At 64.6% G+C, this 20454-nt stretch carries 18 protein-coding genes; 7 read left to right on the plus strand and 11 right to left on the minus strand.

What is annotated here, in order from left to right; translation table 11 throughout:
• Window positions 1-85: 85 nt before the first annotated feature.
• From V0R62_RS09670 to V0R62_RS09690, 5 genes are all read left to right on the plus strand, one after another.
• Window positions 86-1903: a penicillin-binding protein activator gene (locus V0R62_RS09670; RefSeq protein ID WP_330103569.1), complete on the plus strand. Its 1818-nt coding sequence runs from the start codon at window positions 86-88 to the stop codon at window positions 1901-1903.
• Window positions 1903-2274, plus strand: coding sequence for a YraN family protein (locus V0R62_RS09675; protein WP_330103570.1), 372 nt, complete (start codon window positions 1903-1905; stop codon window positions 2272-2274). Before V0R62_RS09670 ends, V0R62_RS09675 begins: the two co-directional genes overlap by 1 nt.
• Before the next feature lie 87 nt (window positions 2275-2361).
• On the plus strand, window positions 2362-2955 hold the full coding sequence (locus V0R62_RS09680) for a phosphoheptose isomerase (protein ID WP_050703840.1): 594 nt from the start codon (window positions 2362-2364) through the stop codon (window positions 2953-2955).
• Window positions 2952-3530, plus strand: coding sequence for a BON domain-containing protein (locus V0R62_RS09685; RefSeq protein ID WP_050703839.1), 579 nt, complete (start codon window positions 2952-2954; stop codon window positions 3528-3530). The genes V0R62_RS09680 and V0R62_RS09685 overlap by 4 nt, the downstream gene beginning before the upstream one ends.
• A 58-nt stretch (window positions 3531-3588) precedes the next feature.
• Entirely contained in the window at window positions 3589-3807 is a 219-nt protein-coding gene (locus V0R62_RS09690) for a YgdI/YgdR family lipoprotein (RefSeq protein ID WP_028689754.1), read from the plus strand.
• Between the two features lie 64 nt (window positions 3808-3871).
• Here the strand turns inward: V0R62_RS09690 and V0R62_RS09695 are convergent, their stop codons facing one another.
• The 9 genes from V0R62_RS09695 to rplM all read right to left on the minus strand — a co-directional run bounded on the left by V0R62_RS09695 (window position 3872) and on the right by rplM (window position 15189).
• Entirely contained in the window at window positions 3872-6868 is a 2997-nt protein-coding gene (locus V0R62_RS09695; RefSeq protein ID WP_330103640.1) for an autotransporter domain-containing protein, read from the minus strand.
• Between the two features lie 178 nt (window positions 6869-7046).
• Window positions 7047-10046 carry an autotransporter serine peptidase EprS gene (gene eprS / locus V0R62_RS09700; protein WP_330103571.1) on the minus strand — a complete coding sequence of 1000 codons (3000 nt, stop codon included), beginning with the start codon at window positions 10044-10046 and terminating at the stop codon, window positions 7047-7049.
• Window positions 10047-10332: 286 nt separating this feature from the next.
• Complete coding sequence (locus V0R62_RS09705; RefSeq protein WP_330103572.1) at window positions 10333-10752, minus strand: ClpXP protease specificity-enhancing factor; 420 nt, start codon at window positions 10750-10752, stop codon at window positions 10333-10335.
• Between the two features lie 12 nt (window positions 10753-10764).
• Window positions 10765-11388 (minus strand): glutathione S-transferase N-terminal domain-containing protein, encoded by a 624-nt coding sequence (locus V0R62_RS09710; RefSeq protein ID WP_050703834.1) that lies wholly within the window; start codon window positions 11386-11388, stop codon window positions 10765-10767.
• Window positions 11389-11504: 116 nt separating this feature from the next.
• Window positions 11505-12284: a cytochrome c1 gene (locus V0R62_RS09715; protein ID WP_330103573.1), complete on the minus strand. Its 780-nt coding sequence runs from the start codon at window positions 12282-12284 to the stop codon at window positions 11505-11507.
• The gene (locus V0R62_RS09720; protein WP_198744442.1) at window positions 12284-13495 is read right to left on the minus strand and encodes a cytochrome b; all 1212 of its coding nucleotides are present in this window, start codon (window positions 13493-13495) and stop codon (window positions 12284-12286) included. Before V0R62_RS09720 ends, V0R62_RS09715 begins: the two co-directional genes overlap by 1 nt.
• On the minus strand, window positions 13495-14088 hold the full coding sequence (petA, locus tag V0R62_RS09725) for a ubiquinol-cytochrome c reductase iron-sulfur subunit (protein ID WP_023628711.1): 594 nt from the start codon (window positions 14086-14088) through the stop codon (window positions 13495-13497). The genes V0R62_RS09720 and petA overlap by 1 nt, the downstream gene beginning before the upstream one ends.
• Window positions 14089-14353: 265 nt before the next feature.
• Window positions 14354-14746, minus strand: a complete 393-nt coding sequence (gene rpsI / locus V0R62_RS09730; protein WP_003260797.1) for a 30S ribosomal protein S9 — start codon at window positions 14744-14746, stop codon at window positions 14354-14356.
• 14 nt (window positions 14747-14760) lie between these two features.
• Window positions 14761-15189 carry a 50S ribosomal protein L13 gene (gene rplM / locus V0R62_RS09735; protein ID WP_003260798.1) on the minus strand — a complete coding sequence of 143 codons (429 nt, stop codon included), beginning with the start codon at window positions 15187-15189 and terminating at the stop codon, window positions 14761-14763.
• Window positions 15190-15446: 257 nt separating this feature from the next.
• Here rplM and V0R62_RS09740 point away from each other — a divergent pair, with 257 nt between their 5' ends.
• Window positions 15447-16487 carry an NADP(H)-dependent aldo-keto reductase gene (locus V0R62_RS09740; RefSeq protein ID WP_330103574.1) on the plus strand — a complete coding sequence of 347 codons (1041 nt, stop codon included), beginning with the start codon at window positions 15447-15449 and terminating at the stop codon, window positions 16485-16487.
• Window positions 16488-16757: 270 nt separating this feature from the next.
• Window positions 16758-17654 (plus strand): GlxA family transcriptional regulator, encoded by an 897-nt coding sequence (locus tag V0R62_RS09745; RefSeq protein ID WP_167388431.1) that lies wholly within the window; start codon window positions 16758-16760, stop codon window positions 17652-17654.
• Window positions 17655-17772: 118 nt separating this feature from the next.
• Here V0R62_RS09745 and zapE read toward each other — a convergent pair whose 3' ends face one another.
• Together zapE and V0R62_RS09755 are read right to left on the minus strand one after the other, a co-directional pair.
• Window positions 17773-18867 carry a cell division protein ZapE gene (zapE, locus tag V0R62_RS09750; RefSeq protein WP_330103575.1) on the minus strand — a complete coding sequence of 365 codons (1095 nt, stop codon included), beginning with the start codon at window positions 18865-18867 and terminating at the stop codon, window positions 17773-17775.
• Window positions 18868-19092: 225 nt separating this feature from the next.
• On the minus strand, window positions 19093-20442 hold the full coding sequence (locus V0R62_RS09755) for a tryptophan--tRNA ligase (protein ID WP_330103576.1): 1350 nt from the start codon (window positions 20440-20442) through the stop codon (window positions 19093-19095).
• Window positions 20443-20454 lie beyond the last annotated feature (12 nt).

Genomic DNA, 20454 nt, shown 5'->3' on the forward strand with positions numbered 1-20454 from the left:
GAAGGATCAGTGTCGACGAGATCGCGCCCTGCCCCCCGCTTGGGTACAATTGCCGGCCAACTTGATCGAGTAACAGGACCTTTACATGATCGCTTGTCTGCGGCTGCTCTCAGCCCTCTGCCTTGCTGCCCTGCTGGCAGCCTGCGCCAGCTCGCCCTCATCCAGCCTGGGCGAACTGCCGCGCACCCCGGACGCCAGCATCGAGCAACTGCTCGAGAAGGCAGCCTCCAGCAAGTCCGCCGAGGACGCGGCCCTGCTGCGCCTGAGCGCCGCGGACCTGGCATACAAGCAGAAGGACTTCCCGCGTGCGGCCCGGATCCTCGAGCAGGTCCCGCTGGAACCGCTCAAGCCCGCCCAGCAGGTGTTCGCCTCGACCCTGGCCGCGGAACTGGCCATGAGCCGCAACCAGCCCAAGGCCGCCCTGACCGCCCTCGGCCACCCGAGCCTGCAGCGCGTCGGCGAACTGCCGGCCGAGCAGCAGGCACGCACCTACAGCGTCCACGCCGCCGCCCTCGAAGCCGATGGCCAGGCCCTGGCCGCCGCCCAGCAGCGCGTGCTGCTGGCGCCGCTGCTCAGCGAGCAGGCCGCCGCCGCCAACAACGACGCGACCTGGGCCCTGGTCGCCTCGCTGCCCGCCGAACAGCTGCAGCAGCCCGCCGCCAACGAGACCCTGGCCGGCTGGACCAGCCTGGCCCTCGCCGTCAAGCGCGCCGGCACCCTGGAGCAGCAACAAGCCGCCATCGACAGCTGGCGCCAGCAACACCCCGAGCACCCGGCGGCCAGGCAACTGCCGACCGCCCTGGTCAAGCTCAAGGAACTGGCCAGCCAGCCGCTGACCAAGATCGCCCTGCTGCTGCCTCAGGAAGGCCCGCTGGCCGGTGTCGCCCGCGCCCTGCGCGACGGCTTCATGGCCGCCCACTTCCAGGCCCAGCAAGGTGGCCAGCCGGCCCCGGCCGTGCAGGTGTTCGACAGCTCGCGCATCACCTCGCTCGATGACTTCTACCGCCAGGCCCAGGCCGCCGGCGTGCAACTGGTGGTCGGCCCGCTGGAAAAACCGCTGGTCAAGAAACTCGCCGCCTACCCGCAACTGCCCATCACCACCCTGGCCCTGAACTACGCCGACGCCGGCCAGAAAGCCCCGCCGCAACTGTTCCAGTTCGGCCTGGCCGCCGAAGACGAAGCCCGCGAAGTCGCCCGCCGCGCACGCGCCGATGGCATGGTCCGCGCCGTGGCCCTGGTGCCGAGCGGTGAATGGGGTGATCGTGTGCTCGCTGCCTTCCGCCAGGACTGGGAAGGCAATGGCGGCACCCTGATCAGCGCCCAGCGCATCGCCCAGCCGGTCGCCCTCGCCCAGCAGATCGCCGACCTGTTCCAGCTGCGTCAGAGCGAAGGCCGCGCCAAGAGCCTGCAGAGCACCGTCGGCGGCAACATCGCCGCCCAGCCTTCGCGTCGCCAGGACATCGACTTCATCTTCCTCGCCTCGACGCCGCAGCAAGCCCAGCAGATCAAGCCGACGCTGAACTTCCAGTACGCCGGCGACGTGCCGGTCTACGCCACCTCCAACCTGTACAGCGCCAGCGGCGACGTGAACCAGTACAACGACATGAACGGCATCCGCTTCTGCGAAACGCCGTGGCTGCTGGACAGCAGCAACAGCCTGCGCCAGCAGGTCGTGCAGCAGTGGCCGCAGGCCGCTGGCAGCCTCGGCCGCCTGTATGCCATGGGCGTCGACGCCTACAGCCTGGCGCCACGCCTGGGCCAGCTCAAGGCACTGCCGGACAACCGCGTCGAAGGGCTGTCGGGCAGCCTGAGCATGAACGCCAGCCAGCGCGTCGAGCGCCAGTTGCCGTGGGCCGAGTTCGCTGGCGGCCAGGTCAAGCGCCTGCCGGACACGCCGCGCTGATGCCCGGCGCATCGCCCAGCCACGCCGGCCAGGCCGCCGAAGACCACGCCCTTGAATACCTTCAGGGGCAAGGTCTGCGGCTGCTGGCGCGCAACTGGCGATGCAAGCGGGGCGAGCTCGATCTGGTCATGCTCGATGTCGATACAGTAGTATTCGTCGAAGTCCGCTACCGGTTGAATGCGGAGTTCGGCGGAGCGCTCGCCAGTATCGATGGGCGCAAGCAGCAGCGACTGGCGCTGGCCGCCAACCTCTTCCTGCAGCAAGCGCCCCGCTGGGCCACCCACCCCTGCCGTTTCGACGTTGTCGCCCTGCAGGGCCAGGGACATGCGGGGCAACCGCTTCAATGGCTGAAAAACGCCTTCGAATGCTGAACCCAATTCGATTTTCTAGCTCTATGTTTCGCGGGCTGGTCACTGTTGCGCCTAGCAAAGGCCACCGCCCCTCTTAAGGTCACCCAGATGGACATGCAATCCCGAATCCGCCGACTGTTCCAGAACAGCATCGACACCAAGCAACAGGCAATGGACATCCTGGCACCCTACATCGAGCAGGCCAGCCTGGTCATGGTCAACACCCTGCTCAACGACGGCAAGATGCTCGCCTGCGGCAACGGCGGCTCGGCCGGCGACGCCCAGCACTTCTCGTCGGAGCTGCTCAACCGCTTCGAGCGCGAGCGCCCGAGCCTGCCGGCCATCGCCCTGACCACCGACAGCTCCACGCTCACCTCGATCGCCAACGACTACAGCTACAACGAAGTCTTCTCCAAGCAGATCCGCGCCCTGGGCCAGCCCGGCGACGTTCTGTTGGCGATCTCCACCAGCGGCAACTCGGCCAACGTGATCCAGGCGATCCAGGCCGCCCATGACCGCGAAATGATCGTCGTAGCCCTGACCGGGCGCGACGGCGGCGGCATGGCCTCGCTGCTGCTGCCCGAGGACGTGGAAATCCGCGTACCCTCGACCGTGACCGCACGCATCCAGGAAGTCCACCTGCTGGCGATCCACTGTCTGTGCGACCTGATCGACAGCCAACTGTTCGGGAGTGAAGAATGATCTCCAAGCGTCTCGGCCTGATGGCCCTAACCCTGTGCCTGGGTGTCTCCGGGTGCAGTTCCGTGCTGACCTCGACCCGCAATTCGCCCATCGAGGACGACCGCGGCACCCGCACCATCGGCAGCAAGATCGACGATTCGCTGATCGAGACCAAGGTCTCGGTCAACATCGCCAAGGCCAACCCGGAGCTGGACAAGGGCTCGCACATCGTCGTCAGCAGCTACAACGGTGTGGTGCTGCTCGCCGGCCAGACCCCGCGCGCCGACCTCAAGTCCCTCGCCGAGCAGACCGCCGGCCAGGTGCAACGGGTCAAGAAGGTGCATAACGAGTTGCAGGTGATACAACCGTCGTCGATCCTGGCGCGCAACAACGACGCCTGGCTGACCACCAAGATCAAGACCCAGATGCTGACCGACGAAAGCGTCCCCAGCTCGCGCATCAAGGTGATCACCGAGAATGGCATCGTCTACCTGCTCGGCCTGGTCCGGCAGCAGGAGGCCAACGCCGCCACCAACGTGGTGCAGGGCGTGTCGGGCGTGCAGAAGATCGTCAAGCTGTTCGAATACATCGACTGACAACCCTTCGGCGGGCGTCATGACGCTCGCCTTTTCCCTCTAATCCAGGAAGTACCCCATGAAAAAGCTGCTGCTGCCTGCCCTGCTGATCGGCGCCTTCGCCACCCTGGCCGGCTGTTCCACCCCGAGCGTGATCACCCTCAACGATGGTCGCGAACTGCAGACTACCGACACGCCGCACTTCGACCGCAACTCCGGCTTCTACGAGTTCAAGCAACTGGACGGCAAGCCGACCCGCATCAACAAGGACCAGGTGCAGAGCATCAAGGACCTGTAATTGCAAATGGCTGTTCAAGCAAAACGCCCGATGCACAGCATCGGGCGTTTTGCTTTTCAGGGCCTCAGAACGCCCAGTCCAGGGTCAGGCCGACCCCGTGGCTCTTGTCGCGGCTACCCAGCAGTCCGTTGTAGTCGAGGTTGACCCGGGCCTGACGCCCCAGGCTGATCCCCGCCCGTGCGCCGACCACCGCCGCATCACGGTCCAGGGACAGCGCCTGGACCTTGTAGCTATCGCCCTGGCCGGCAAAGGCCAGGTGCTGGTCGGACCCGGTGGAGCTCAGGTTGTGCTGCCAGCCCAGGGTGGCGGAAAGCTCCACCGCCTGGCCGCTGGACAACTGCAGCTGCTTGCCGGCGCGCATGCCCAGGGTCGAGAGCCAGGCATCACGGTTATCCCGCCCACCCTCGAGCGCGGCGGCGCCGCCATGTTCCTTGAAGCTGTCGCTGGCGATATGCACATAGGCCAGGTTGGCGAACGGCTCCAGGGCCATGCCCGGCACCGCGACCTTCCAGGCGGCCTCGCCGAACACCTGGGTGCTCTGCGCATCACGCTTGCTCTTCTGGCGATCGCTGACCTCGTTGTACTGCAGCTCGCGCTTGGTCTCGATGCGGTGCCAGCTGTGGCTGCCGCCCAGGCTCAGGCGCACCTGCTCCAGTTCCTTGCCGGCATAGGCACCCAGGTGGTAGCTGTCGACGCTGGCCGAGGAATGACGACCATCGCCCATGCTCAGCGAGCTGTCGCTATAACCGGTGAAGACGCCGAGGCGGGTATCCTCGCTCATCTGCCCATCGACACCCAGCAGCATGCCGCCGATCGAACTGCTGTAGCGCGCATGCCCGGAATCACCGTCGGCCTTGCCCCAGGCTCCCAAAGCCTTTACCCACAGGCCGTTGCCCTGGCCGTCCACGACGGGTGCGGCGGCGACGCCCTGCTGGCGGGTACGCTCGCCCACGGCGTCGCGCAACTGGCGGCTGTCGTTGAGCAGCAGGTTGCCCACCGCCGGGTGGATTTCACCGGACAGCTGATCGAACGCCCGCTGGGCGCTGCCGGCATCGGCCGACAACAGCAGACTCTCGTAAACCGGGTTGCCCGCGCCGAGCCGTTCGGCGGCCGCAGCCACCGAACGCTGGTTGGCGGTCAAGCCGACACTGTCGAAGCTGGCGCTACGTTGCACCGCCAGCTGCACCCCGTTTCCGGTATAGGCCAGGCCACCATCGAGGAACAGCAAGTTGGACTGGACAGCAGAGAAACCGCCTTGCACGCCGCCTGCGGCCTGCAGGATATCGAACTGACGCCCCACCAGGCTGGTTGCCTGCTGCGACTGCAGTGAAACCCCAGGGTTCTGCAGATCCAGGGCCAGGTTCGCGCCGTTTACGGAAACCGTGCCATCACTGACCAGACGGTCGGCGCCAGTGGCATCCACTTCCACGGCATAGGTCGAGCCCGGCTGGAAGGTCACGTCGGAGCCCACGCGCAAGGTACCGATGGAGTTGCCTGGCGCCACCACGCCACCACGGTTGACCACCAACGCACCGATCCGGCCATTGCCGCCCAGCACGCCGCCGTCATTGACCGTCACCGTCGATTGCAGCGAGCCATTGACCGCCAGCCGCCCCTGGTTGACCAGGGTCGGCCCGGCATAGGTGTTGTTGCCGCTGAGCACCAGGGTACCGATACCCTGCTTGGTCAGGCCGCCATGACCGGAAATATCGTTGCTCCACAGGTCCAGCACGCAGCTCAGGTCGTTGCAGCGTCGCTGGGTCGGCCTGCCGGCGTCCACCACGGCGCCTACACCCGGCAGATCGACCACGAACTGGCTCGGGCCGTAGCCACCGGCGATGCGGAACTCCTCGGGGATATCCTGCTCGGTGACCAACATGCCCGGACCGCGGATCCCCTTGTCCAGGTTGATCATGCCCCAACCGTACAAGGCGTCGATGCCAGGCGCGCCCATGTCGGTGGCGGTGGTGCGCAGCACGCTGGCGATCTGTGCACCGCTCATGTAGGGGAAGCGCTCCATCAATACCGCCGCCGCACCGGCGGCATGGGGCGCGGCCATGGATGTGCCGTTCTTGTTGGCGTAGCCCTGGGTCAGGTCTTCCAGGCTGGTGCCGCCGATCACCGCGCTGTAGATGCGGGTGCCGGGGGCCGATACGCAGAAGCTCGCGGTATAGCCGCAACGGGAAGAGAACGTGCTGGCCAGGTACGGGTTGGCGCTGCTGGTGTCGGGGTTCTGCTGCAACGCCGCCACGGTCATCCAGTTCGGGGCGATGTCCGGGACGAAATAGGCCAGACCGGCAATCGCATCGGGGTTGTTCAGGTTGTAGTCGTTGCCGGCGGCGAAGATCGTCAGGACCCCGCTGCGAGCGGCGGCGATAGCCCCGTCATAGGCACCGCCGGGCAAGGTGCCCAGCAGCGGCTGGATCTGCGCGAACTGTGCCCGGGCATCGTCCACGGTGAAATGCGGGAAGTCCGGATTGCGCCCACCCTTGGCGAAGCGGTCGGTAATGCCGATGCCCCAGCTGTTGTTGATGATCCGCGCGCCGCTGGCCACCAGGCTGTCCCAGCCGGCCTTGTACACCGCGCCATCGTTGCCCAGTACGATGCCATCCTCGGGGCCGGGGTCGCCGTTGTCGGCGCTGATGATCTGCGCATCGTAGGCCACGCCGTGCATCGACTCGCCATCCCGGTTGCCGGCGGCGATCCCGCCGACGTGGGTGCCGTGGGAGCCGAGCTTGCCGTCCGAGCCCACCGACGGGCTGCCGTCATAGCGGAACGCATCGCCGGCCTTCACCGGGATGTAGGGGTCGGTGTACTGGCGGATGCCGCTGGTGACCAGGGTCACGATCTTGTCCTTGCCGGCGAACTCGGGGTGCTTGGCGTAGACCGGCTGGTCGAAGATCCCCAGCTTCACCCCCTTGCCGCTGTAGCCGGCGGCATAGGCGCTGTCGGCGTGGATCGCCCCCAGCCCCCAGTCGGCCTTGAACTCGCTGCTGCGCCAGCTGCCGGCATCACCTAGGCGCCCACTCTCCACGTAAGGCGCGGCCTGGGCCGTGCCCATGAGCGCCACCCAACCCACCAATGCCCGCCCCAATGGGGCCAGGGCCCAGCCCTGCGCGAGTGCGCTGTCATCCTTTCTGACTTGCTTCACTACAACCTTCCTTAGTTTTGTTTTGGTTTAGTACCGCGTTGGTCACACTCCGTGTTGCAACGCCTGGCCCGTTTCACGCCAGGGCGCTTCAGAACCGCCATTGCAGGTTGAGCCCTGCGCCATGCTGTTGCTCGCGACTGGCCAGGCGCCCCTGGTAGTCCAGGCTCAGGTCCAGGTCGCGGGTCAGCCCTACCCGTGCCTGCAGCCCCACCAGCGCGGCATCGCGCAAGGCCGGCGCAGTCTCCACCCGGAACGGTTGGTCGCTGCCGGCGAAAGCCAGGTGCTCGCGATCCTGGGTGCCGCTCAGACGGTGCTGCCAGCCCAGGCTTGCCGCCAACTGCAGATCTTGCTGCGGGCCCAGTTGCCATTGCTGCCGCCCACGCAGGCCCAAGGTGCTCAGCCAGGCATCACGCTGCTCGTCACCGGCATGCAGCGCCGCGGCGTCGCCTTTCTCGTGGAAGCCGTCGCGGTCCAGGTGCTGGTAGGTCAGGTTGGCGAAGGGCTCCAGCTGCACCGCCGGCAACGCCAGGCGATAGGCCGCCTCGGCAAACAGCTGCTGGCTGCGGGCATCGATCCGTGCGCGCTGGCGGCCGGACACCTCGCCATAGGCCAGGTCGCGCCGGACCTCGGCACGGTGCCAGCTGTGGCTGGCGCCCAGGCTCAGGCGCAGCTGGTCCAGGTCATGGCGGACATAGGCGCCCAGGTGGTAGCTGTCGACCGTGGCCCGGGAGTGGCTACCGCCCATGCTCAGGGAGCTGTCGCTGTAGCCTGCGGCCAGGCCGGCCCGGGTCTGCTCGTCAAGGTCATGGTCCACGCCCAGCAGCATGCCGCCCAGGGAGCTGGTGTAGGACTCGCTGCCCTGCACGCCCTCGATGCGCCCCCAGCTGCCCAGGCCCTTGAGCCAGAGCTGGGTCGAACCTGGCTCGCTGGCACTCGTTCCAGAAACGCTGGCATTCAGTGCAGGACCTTGCACGCGCTCGCCCAAGGTGTCGCGCAAGACCGAGCCCTGGCTGAGCAGCATCGAGTCCAGCGCCGGGTAGATCTCTCCGGCCAGCTGTCGCAGGCCGTCCCGGGCCTGGTCCGCCGAGGTCGAGAGCAGCAGGCTTTCATACACGGGATTGCCCGGTCCCAGCCGCTCCACGGCGCCGCCGCTGGCGCGCTGGTTGGGCGTGGCACCAACACTGGCGAACGTCGTGGCGCTGCGCGTCACGTCCAGTTGCACGCCGTTGGCCGAATAATCGAGGAGGGTCCCCAGGAACAGGTAAGCGGGCTGTACCTGGGCGAAGCGCCCGTTGACACCACCCGCCGCCTGCAGGATGTCGAACTGGCGCCCCACCAGGCTGGATACCGGACCACCGGCCAACAGGTTCGGCCGCGCCTGGGGCTCCAGGCTGAGATTGGCGCCACCGACACTGGCCTGGCCAGCAACGATGAGCCGGTCGCTGGCCGCAGGCGACAGCTCCACCCGATAGCTCGAACCCGGCTGCAGGTCCATGCTGCCGGCGACATTCAAGGTGCCGATGGAGTTACCCGGGGCCACCACGCCCCCGGCACTGGCTGTCAGGGCACCGACTCGCCCGTTGCCGCCCAGGGTGCCACCCGCGTTGACCGTCACCGCCGATTGCAGGCTGCCGTTGACCGCCAGCAAGCCGCCATCGACGCGGGTCGGTCCGCGGTAGCTGCTGTCACCCGTGAGCTCGAGCCAGCCGCCCCCGGACTTGACCAGGCTGCCCTGGTAGACCCGCTGCGCGGCAGCCGCGTCACGGGCCATTCCCAGGGCATAGTCGCTGCGATCCTGCTGGCTGGCACCCGCTGCCAGGCCATGCTCCCAGCCGCGATCCTTGAGGGTCTGCTGCCAGGCCTGGCGTTCCGCGGCGTCCTCGGCCTGACGCTGCGCCAGGGCCTGGTCGGAAATGCCGTTGCTCCAGGTATCGCCCTGCCCCCGCCCCAGGTTGACGTCGAACTCACCCAGCAACTGCCCGGGGCCGTGCAGCGCCCGGCCCAGGTCCGGAACGCCCCAGCCTACCCGCTCGCTGGGTCCCTGGGTCGGCGAGCCGTCGAGCTGGCGCGAGGTGGTCAGCAGCACTTGCAGGGCCTGCTGGTTGTTCAGGTAGGGATAGCGCTCCATGACCAGGGCCAAGGCCCCTGTGGCATGGGGCGCGGCCATCGAGGTGCCGTTGTAGGTGGCGTAGCCGCCACCGGGCACGGTACTGCTGATCGCCGCGCCCGGAGTCGCCAGGCACCAGTACTTGGCGATGCCGCACTGGTTGTATTTCTGCTGGTTGTTCTTGTCCAGGCCCGACACTGCCAGCCAGTGGCCTTCCAGTTCCGGCTGGAAGTACGGCAGCGCCGAGCGCACGCTGGCATTGGCATAGCCGCTGTTGCCAGCGCTGAATACGTTGATCACGCCACGGCGCGCCACATCGCCCGCAGCGTCGAGCCAGGTGTCCTGCTGGAAATGCTGGGCGTAGGCCGCGCGCAAGTCGCCGAGGGTCTGGTAGCTGACATCCTTGGGCTGGCTGCCCCAGCTGTTGTTGATGGCCCGCACCCCGGCATCCACCAAGGCATCGTAGACCGCCTTGAAATACTTGGGATCGGGGCTGGGTCCGAACAGGAACTTGTCGTTGTGGTTGGTATTGCCCACATACACCTGGGCATTGAAGGCCACGCCATGCATGCCAGCGCCATCACGGGCCGCGCCCATGGTGCCGGTGACATGGGTGCCATGGCTGTCGTTGGCACCATTGAGCACCCCGGACACACTGAAAGGGATACCGTCCAGGTACTGGCCAGTGGCGGTAACGGCGTGAAAACGTAGGGGGCTGGCTTCGGGGTGAGCGGCATCGAATCCCGAGTCCAGGGCGCCGATGCTGACGCCGGCGCCGGTGATACCGGCGGCATAGGCCTGACTCGCCTGCATGCGCTCCAGGCCCCAGTCCTGCTGGTACTCGGCCGACCGCCAGCTGGCGGGGTCGCCCGGGCGACCGGTTTCCTGATAGGCCGCCGCAGCAGACAGCGGCAGTCCGGTGGCGAACGCCAGGCACAGGGTGCCCGTCAGCGCCTTGAGCTGATCACATCTCACATCCATGTCGATGACTACTCTTGTTTTTGTTGTCGGGTCGCCCGTCCTGGGTCGACCGGTGTGTCGCTGCATTGCCTGGCCGCAAGGCCCCATCGAGCCAGAGGCGGTTTCCCGCCCCTGGCCAGGTTACTTCGGCCTCAGGCCTGGAGGCAGCCTTCGGCTGCAAGTCGTGAGCTTCTGAAATTGATTACGATATGTCAATCGGCGTTAATAAATAGCCAACAGCTGTCACAAAACACAGGCATGCGCTCCATGAGGCTCGCGCAGAGGCCGGGATCGTCTTGCGGCGTAGTTACTTGACCACCTTCAGGCTTGGACGGCCACTCGGGCGCGGCGGCTCGGGCGGACCTTGGTCATCCGGTTCCACGGCGTCGTCATCCAGGTCATCCTCGTCCTCGAGCGGCGGCTCCAGCTCGAAGACCATGCCCTGGCCGTTCTCCCGGGCGTAGATCCCGAGGATGGCGCCGACCGGCACATAGAGCGAGTGTGCCACGCCGCCGAAGCGGCCTTCGAAGCTCACCGCCTCGTTGTCCATGTGCAGGCTGCGCACGGCACTGGGGGAGATGTTCAGGACGATCTGGCCATCGCTGGCGAAACCTTGGGGCACCTGGACTGCCGGATACTCGGCATTGACCAGCATATGCGGCGTGCAATCGTTGTCGACGATCCACTCGTACAGCGCACGAACCAGATAAGGGCGACTGGAGTTCATCAACGGTTCCTCTTAAACCTTGCGCATTTCACGTTCGGCAGCAGACAGGCTCGCCTGGAAAGGCTCGCGGGCGAACTGTCGCTCCATGTAATCCAGCAGCGGCTTGGCCTGCCGTGGCAATTCGATCCCCATCACCGGCAAACGCCAGAGAATGGGCAGTAGACAGCAATCGACCAGGCTTTGCTCCTCGCTCATGAAGCAGGCCATCTCGCCGAACAGCGGGGCCACGCCGGTCAGGCTCTCGCGCAGCTCCTTGCGCGCCTGAGTGCGTGCCGCATCGCTGCTGCGCGCATCGAGCACGGTGTCGGCCAGGGCGCACCAGTCACGCTGGATGCGGTGCATCAGCAGGCGGCTGTTGCCACGGGCCACCGGGTAGACCGGCATCAGCGGCGGATGCGGGTAACGCTCCTCGAGGTACTCCATCACCACGGTCGACTCGTACAGCGCCAGGTCGCGATCGACCAGGGTCGGCAAGCTGCCGTAAGGGTTCACTTCAATCAGCTTGGGCGGCAGGCGATTGGCGTCGACATCGATGATCTGCACCGTGACGCCTTTCTCCGCGAGCACCAGGCGGACCCGATGAGAGTAATGATCAGCGGGGTCGGAATAGCAGGCTAACCTGTTGGTTGCGCCCATGTAGCGCCTCCTCGCACGGGATGCTTGTAAAACTTAAATGAAAACGCGCCCGGGGCGCCCCAGCGATATCGCTGAGGCCCCCCGGGCGCGTTCAACTACCAGAAACTACTGCGTGATCAGTGCACGTCCTTCCAGTATTCGCGCTTGAGCAAGTAGGCGAACACGAAGAAGAAAGCCAGGTACAGCAACACGTAGGTACCGATGCGCTGGCTTTCCAGTTTGACCGGGTTGGCCGAATAGGCCAGGAAGGTCACCAGGTTCTTGACCTTCTCGTCGAACTGCTCGGCCGTCAGGTTACCGGATTTCTCCTCCACGGTCAGCTGGTCGCACGCCTCATGGGTCAGCGGGCTGCCGGTCAGCGGATCGAACTGCTTCTTGCCATCGACCTCGGTCTGCACCTGCTTGCAACCGATCACCTGGTTGCCCTGCAGGCCCACCAGCACGTTGGGCATGCCGACGTTGGGGAAGACCTTGTTGTTCACCCCGTAAGGCCGCGACTTGTCCTCGTAGAAGCTGCGCAGGTAGGTGTACAGCCAGTCGCTGCCGCGCACCCGGGCGACCAGGGTCAGGTCGGGCGGCGCGGCGCCGAACCAGGTCTTGGCATCGTTCGGCTGCATGCCGATCTTCATGTGGTCGCCGATCTTGGCGCCGGTGAACACCAGGTTCTCGAGCATCAGCTCATGCGGGATCCCCAGATCGTCGGCGACGCGCTCGTAACGTTGGAACTTGGCGCTGTGGCAACCCATGCAATAGTTGGCGAAGGTGCGCGCGCCATCCTGCATCGCGGCCTTGTCGGTCAGGTCGATATCGACCTTGTCCAGCTCCAGGCCATGTTCGGCGGCGAACGACAGGCTAGGCATCAGTGCCAGCAAGCATACTGCAATCAACTTTTTCATCAGCCAGTCACCCTTTCCGGAACCGGTTTGGTCTTCTCGAGCCTTGTGTAGAACGGCATCAGCAGGAAGTAGGCGAAGTACAACACCGTGCACACCTGCGACAGCAAGGTACGCCCCGGGGTTGGCGCCAGTACGCCCAGCACGCCAAGGATGACGAAGGACACGCAGAACACCAGCAACCAGATCTTGCTCAGCCAGCCCTTGTAGCGCATGGAGCGCACGGGACTGCGGTCAAGCCAGGGCAACACGAACAGCACGGCGATCGCCGCACCCATGGCGATGACCCCGAACAGCTTGTCAGGCACCGCACGGAGAATCGCGTAGAACGGCGTGAAGTACCAAACCGGCGCGATGTGCTCAGGAGTCTTGAAGGCGTTAGCCTGTTCGAAGTTCGGTTTTTCCAGGAAGTAGCCACCCATTTCCGGGAAGAAGAACACCACCGCGCAGAACACGAAGAGGAACACCACCACGCCGACGATATCCTTGACGGTGTAGTACGGGTGGAACGGGATACCATCCAGCGGGATGCCGTTCTCGTCCTTTTTCTTCTTGATGTCCACGCCATCGGGGTTGTTCGAACCCACTTCGTGCAGCGCCAGGATGTGCAGCACCACCAGGCCGAGGATCACGATCGGCAAGGCCACCACATGCAGGGCGAAGAAGCGGTTCAGGGTGATACCGGAGATCAGGTAGTCACCGCGGATCCACTGGGTCAGGTCGTCACCGATGACCGGGATCGCGCCGAACAGCGAGATGATCACCTGGGCGCCCCAGTAGGACATCTGGCCCCACGGCAGCAGGTAGCCCATGAACGCCTCGGCCATCAGCGCCAGGTAGATCAGCATGCCGAACAGCCAGACCAGCTCGCGCGGCTTCTGGTAGGAGCCGTAGAGCAGCCCGCGGAACATGTGCAGGTAGACCACGATGAAGAACGCCGAGGCTCCGGTGGAGTGCAGGTAGCGCAGGATCCAGCCGTACTCGACGTCGCGCATGATGTACTCGACCGAGGCGAAGGCCTCTTCCGCCGAGGGGGTGAAACTCATGGTCAGCCACACGCCGGTGACGATCTGGTTGACCAGCACCAGCAGTGCCAGGGAGCCGAAGAAGTACAGGAAGTTGAAGTTCTTGGGCGCGTAATACTTGCTCAGATGGTCTTCCCACATCTTCGTCGCGGGGAAGCGCGCATCGATCCACTCCATGAACTTGCTCATCATGCGTTCTCCTGATCGACGCCGATGACGATGATTTCGTCCGACTCGTACGAGTGCGGTGGCACTGGCAGGTTGAGAGGCGCCGGCTGGGACTTGTAGACCCGGCCAGCCAGGTCGTAGTGCGAACCGTGGCACGGGCAGAAATAGCCACCGACCCATTTCGGGCCGAGGTCGGCGGGAGCGACTTCAGGGCGGAACGTCGGCGAGCAGCCCAGGTGCGTGCACAGACCGACCAGGATGAGAATCTCGGGCTTGATCGAACGAACTTGCGGATCGACGTAGGTCGGCTGCACCGACGCCTTGGATTCGGGGTCGGACAGCTCGCCGGTGATCTTTTTCAGATTACCGAGGATCTCTTCCGTTCGACGCACGATGAATACAGGTTGACCGCGCCACTCGGCCACCATCTGCTGGCCGGGCTCGACCTTGGCGATATTGACCTTCACCGGTGCCCCTGCGGCTTTCGCCTTGGCACTGGGAAACCATGACCCCACGAACGGTACCGCAGCCCCCACTGCCCCCGCTGCCCCGACCACGGATGTCGCGGCTACGAGGAAGCGGCGCCGGCCTGCGTTGACGCCGTCATTGCTCATTCAGTCCTCTCCCATCAGCTTGCTTGGCCTGCTCTAACAGGCATCTACTTAGGTATGTCTGTGGCACTAAAAATTGGCCGCAATGGTAAGGAACAAATCCACACGCTGACAAGGTGATTACCCGCTCGTCGGGCTACAACCCTCGCTTTGCTTGATCTGTGTCTATGCGACAAACGGCCACGGACTGACAGAGAGGTTAGTTCAAGACATAAAAAAAGCCCGGTTCCAAAAAGGAACCGGGCTTTTTTCGACTGCCGAAGCGGTATTAACGCTTGGAGTACTGAGGACGCTTACGCGCTTTACGCAGACCCACTTTCTTACGCTCGACTTCACGAGCGTCGCGGGTGACGTAGCCAGCACGACGCAGAGCGCCACGCAGGGTTTCGTCGTATTCCATCAGGGCGCGGGTGATGCCGTGGCGGATTGCACCGGCTTGACCGCTGACACCACCACCGGAAACGGTGACGTAGATGTCGAACTTCTCAACGGTCTCGGTCAGTTCCAGCGGCTGGCGAACAACCATGCGAGCGGTTTCGCGGCCGAAGAACACGTCCAGAGAACGGTTGTTGATGGAAATGTTGCCAGTGCCCGGACGCAGGAATACACGTGCGGTTGCGGTCTTGCGACGGCCAGTGCCGTAGTTTTGAGTCGCCGACATAATGAACTATCCCGTTAGATCTTCAGTTCTTGAGGCTGCTGAGCAGTGTGTGGGTGAGCAGCACCCGCGTACACTTTCAGCTTGCGGTACATGTCGCGACCCAGCGGGTTCTTCGGCAGCATGCCTTTGACCGCGGTTTCGATAACACGCTCAGGGGCCTTGGCGATCAACTTCTCGAAGTTGATTTCCTTGATACCGCCCGGGAAGCCGGAGTGGGAGTAGTACATCTTGTCGGAAGACTTGGCACCAGTCACACGCACTTGCTCGGCGTTGATAACGACGATGTAGTCGCCGGTGTCAACGTGAGGGGTGTATTCTGGCTTGTGCTTGCCACGCAGGCGGCTAGCGATTTCGGTAGCCAGACGACCCAGGGTCTGACCAGCGGCGTCGACTACGAACCACTCGCGCTTTACTGTTTCCGGTTTAGCAGTAAAAGTTTTCATTCTCTAAAGCCTCAGAGGCCGCCCAGCGAAAAATAGACGGCGAATCTTACTGGATAGTGCACAGCTTGCCAAGGGCAAGCGCGCAGCCGAACGCTGACGCTTTTGGGGGCTCGGGTCGGGCACGCCAATGTTCGACAAGGGTTCCCCTGCATGGTGGTGCATCACTTCCGCCACACGGAGAGGGGCCGAATTATCCAGATTGCAGGAAAAATTTCAACCTGCTTTTATGGGCCTCTTTGCCATGGAGCGTCTTCCCGATGGAATACCGCAAGCTCGGCCGTACCGACCTCAACGTCAGCGCCCTGTGCCTGGGCACCATGACCTGGGGCGAGCAGAACACCCAGGACCAGGCCTTCGCCCAGATCGCCCTGGCCAAGGCCCGCGGCATCAACTTCATCGACACCGCCGAGATGTACCCGGTGCCACCGCGCCCGGAAACCTACGCCGCCACCGAGCGCATCATCGGCAACTGGTTCGCCGCCAACGGCGACCGTGACGACTGGATCCTGGCCAGCAAGGTCGCCGGCCCCGGCAACGGCATCAGCCATATCCGCGACGGCCAGCTCAGGCACAATCGCCAGCACATCGTCGCCGCTCTGGACGAGAGCCTGAAGCGCCTGCAGACCGACCGCATCGACCTGTACCAGCTGCACTGGCCCGAGCGCAGCACCAACTTCTTCGGCAAGCTCGGCTACCAGCACCTGCCCCAGGACATCTTCACCCCGCTGGAAGAAACCCTGGAAGTGCTCGATGAACAGGTGCGCGCCGGCAAGATCCGCCATGTCGGCCTGTCCAACGAAACCCCATGGGGCACCCTGAAGTTCCTGCACCTGGCCGAGACCCGCGGCTGGCCACGGGCGGTGTCGATCCAGAACCCCTACAACCTGCTCAACCGCAGCTTCGAGGTGGGCCTGGCGGAGGTGGCGATCCGCGAGCAGTGCGGCCTGCTGGCCTATTCGCCGCTGGCCTTCGGCATGCTCTCGGGCAAGTATGAAAACGGCGCCCGCCCGGCAAATTCCCGCCTGACCCTGTTCAGCCGCTTCGCCCGCTACTCCAACCCGCAGACCGTGGCCGCCTGCAGCCGCTATGTACAGCTGGCCCGCGAGCACGGGCTGGACCCGGCGCAGATGGCGCTGGCCTTCGTGACGCGCCAGCCGTTCGTGACCAGCAACATCATCGGCGCCACCAGCCTCGAGCAGTTGCGCAGCAATATCGACAGCCAGGCGCTGAACCTGGGCGATGAGCTGCTGGCGGCGATCGAGGCGACTCATCAGGAGCAGCCTAATCCGGCGCCTTGAGCTGACGGCCCATCGCGGGGCAAGCCCGCTCCCACGAGTCTTTGCGATTAACGTGGGAGCGGGCTTGCCGCGCGATGGCGATCGTACTTTGGCGGGGTAGACACAATCGCCAAAAAATAAGACGATCCAGCCGGTGATTGACCACTCTACCCTATAAGAACAATGACAATGATGTTTACCCAACCCTCCGCGTCCTTGCGGCGCGTCAGCATCCTGGCCGTGGACAAAGTGTTCGCCTCGACACTGATGCAGGCCAAGGATTTCTTCCACCTGGCCAGCCTGCGCTACAGCAAGCAGCTGGGCCTGGGCCTGCAGCCGATGTTCGAGATCGGCCTGGTGAGCCCGGACGGCTTGCCCGTGGACAGCTTCAGCAACGTGCAGTTGCCGGTCGACAGCGGCCTGAACGACGCCGACGTGATCATCCTGCCGGCCTTCTGGGACGACTTCGACAACCTGCTGCAGCGCTACCCCCAGGTCCTGCCCTGGCTGCGCGAGCAGCATGCCCGGGGCGCGGTGCTGTGCGCCGAGGCCAGCGGCGTGTTCTGGCTGGCCGAATCCGGGCTGCTCGATGGCAAGGAGGCGACCACCTACTGGCGCTTCTTCGCCAGTTTCGCCGAGCGCTTCCCGAAGATCCGCCTGAACCAGGACAAGCACCTGACCGACGCCGACAACCTGTACTGCGCCGGCGGCACCACCTCGGCCTGCGACCTGTACATCTACCTGATCGAGCGTTTCTGCGGCGCCAACGTGGCCCGTGCCGTGGCCCGCGACATCCTCTACGAGGTGCAGCGTAGCTACACCCCGGGGCGCATGGGCTTCGGCGGCCAGAAGCTGCACCAGGACCTGATCATCCTGCAGATCCAGCACTGGCTCGAGGAACACTTCGCCGACAAGTTCCGCTTCGAGGACGTGGCCCGCAACCACGGCATGAGCATCCGCAACTTCATGCGCCGCTTCCAGAGCGCCACCGGCGACAAGCCCCTGCACTACCTGCAACGGCTACGGATCGAGACGGCCAAGGGCCTGCTGTCGAGCACGCGCAAGAGCATCAAGACCATCAGCTACGAGGTGGGGTACGACGACGCGAGCTTCTTCGCTCGGTTGTTCCGCCAGCATACCGAGCTGTCGCCGAACCAGTATCGGCAGCAGTTCATGCAGGAAGCCTGAAAATCGCCGGGGCTGCTTTGCAGCCCTATCGCGACACAAGGCCGCTCCTACAGGAGTCACGCGATCCCTGTAGGAGCGGCCTTGTGTCGCGATAGGGCCGCAAAGCGGCCCCAGATTCTTACGGCTTGTGCGCCCGCGACAGGAACTCGTGGGACTGCATCTCCAGCAACCGGCTAAGGGTCCGCTGGAACTCGAAGCTCAGGCGTCCGCCGGTATACAGGTCCTTGAGCTCCACCTCGGCCGAGATGATCAGCTTCACGTTACGGTCGTAGAACTCATCGACCATGTTGATAAAGCGCCGGGCGATGTCGTCGGTGGTCACGCCCATCTGCTCGACGTTGCTCAGCAGCACGGCGTGGAAGATCTTGCCCAATTCGATGTAGTCGTTCTGGCTGCGCGGCCCGTCGCACAGGGCGCGGAAGTCGAACCAGGCGACATCGTCGCAGGTGCGCAGGGCGTGGATCTCGCGATTTTCGATCATCAGCACGTCGTTCTCGACGGCCTGGGTGCACTCCGGGGTCAGTGCCTTGAAGCTCGCCCGCAGGCTCTCATGGGCTGCGGCGTCGAGCGGGAAGTGGTACAGCTCAGCCTGCTCCAGGTGACGCAGGCGGTAGTCGACGCCGCTGTCGACGTTCACCACGTCGGTGTACTGCTTGATCATGGCGATGGCCGGCAGGAAGCGCGCGCGCTGCAGGCCGTCCTTGTACAGGCCGTCAGGGACGATGTTGGAGGTGGCCACTAGCGACACGCCGTTCTTGAACAGCTCTTCCATCAGGGTGCCGAGGATCATCGCATCGGTAATGTCGGAGACGAAGAACTCGTCGAAGCAGATCACCTTGGCCTCTTCGCTGAAGCGCTTGGCGATGATGGTCAGCGGGTTCTTCTCGCCCTTGAGGGTCTTCATCTCCTCGTGGACGCGCTTCATGAAGCGGTGGAAGTGCGTGCGCATCTTCTGCTTGAACGGCAGTGCTTCATAGAAGGTGTCGACCAGGTAGGTCTTGCCTCGCCCTACCCCACCCCAGAAATACAGGCCCTTGACCGGCGTCTGCTCCTTCTTGCCGAACAGCTTGCCGAACATGCCCGGCTTGTTGTTCTGCGCGCGCACCAGGTCGTCGTACAGGCGCTGCAGGTGACGCACCGCAGTTTCCTGCGCCGCGTCATGGAAGAAGTCGGGACGTTTCAGATCTGCTTGATATCGTTCTAGGGGCGTCATGATTTCGTTAGCGAGGCAACAAAAAACGGGCCGTCACTGTAGCGACCGGCCCGCCTGATGGCAATGATACATGCGACCACTTGCCTCATTACCTGCACCTGTAGGAGCGGCCTTGTGCCGCGAAAGGGCCGCAAAGCGGCCCCAGCAGTTCTGCATGAACCAGAGATCTCGGGGCCGCTTCGCGCCCCTTTCGCGGCACAAGGCCGCTCCTACAGGGTAGGCATATCAGTCCTGCTGTGGCGCCAGGGCCTCGCGCAAGCTCACGATGGCTGCGTCACGGGCCTCGGCATTGTCGAACTGCGGCCCATCGGCAACCTGCTCGCCCTCCAGCCACAAGCTGAAGCTCAAGCCCTCGACCCGCACATCGGCCTCGCAACCTTGCTGCAGTTGTTTGCTCACCGCACCGGCGCTCTTGCCATCGGCGAAGCTGCGCGACAGCAGCAGTTGCTCGCCATCGGCGGCCAGCAGGCGGAAGCGGAAGCTGCCGTCTTCATCGCGGAAACTGACGAAGCGGGCGGTCTTCGCGGCCTTTTTCTTCACTTCGGCATTTGCCTGGACCACCGTGCGGAACGAACGCAGACCAACCGCTTCACGCAGCTGCTCGAGGAACGGCGTAGCGGTCTTGCGGGCCTTGGCGGCGCCAGCGAGGAGAATGTCCTCCAGGTCCGACGGGCGCGAGATCAGCTGGTGATAGTGCTCGCGCTTTTCGGCCAGCTGGCCGTCGAGCAGCTGGAACAGGCGCTGCTTGGCCTCGCCCCAGCCCAGGCCCTGCACCAGCTCTTCGCGGAATTCGGCGCATTGCGCCGGCGTGGAGAAGGCCTGGAACAGGGTGAACAGGTGCGCATTGTCCGGATCCTTGGCCTCGCCCGGCGCCTTGGAGTCGGTGACGATGCGCGAGATGGCGTCCTTCATGTCCTTGGCGCTGGTGAACAGCGGGATGGTGTTGTCGTAGCTCTTGGACATCTTGCGACCGTCCAGGCCCGGCAGGGTGGCGACACTCTCCTCGATCACCGCCTCCGGCAGGGCGAAGAAGTCCTTGCCCTGGCCGAACAGGTGGTTGAAGCGCTGGCCGATGTCACGGGCCATTTCCACGTGCTGGATCTGGTCGCGGCCGACCGGCACCTTGTTGGCGTTGAACATCAGGATGTCGGCGGCCATCAGCACCGGGTAGCTGAACAGGCCCATGGTGACGCCGGCGTCCGGGTCTTCGCCGGCCTCGACGTTCTTGTCCACCGAGGCCTTGTAGGCGTGGGCGCGGTTGAGCAGGCCCTTGGCGGCGACGCAGGTCAGCAGCCAGGTCAGCTCGGGGATCTCGGGGATGTCCGACTGACGGTAGAAGGTCACCTTGTCCGGATCCAGGCCACCGGCCAGCCAAGTGGCGGCGATTTCCAGGCGCGAGCGCTGGATGCGCTGCGGGTCGTCGCACTTGATCAGGGCGTGGTAGTCGGCCAGGAAGTAGAACGAGTCGACGCCAGGCTGCTGGCTGGCGAGGATGGCCGGGCGGATGGCGCCGGCGTAGTTGCCCAGGTGCGGGGTGCCGGTGGTGGTGATACCGGTGAGGATGCGCGTGGTCATGGGTGTTCGCTT

Origin of the sequence: Pseudomonas carassii (assembly GCF_036324045.1) — a bacterium.
GTDB classification, from domain to species: Bacteria; Pseudomonadota; Gammaproteobacteria; order Pseudomonadales; family Pseudomonadaceae; genus Aquipseudomonas; species Aquipseudomonas peradeniyensis.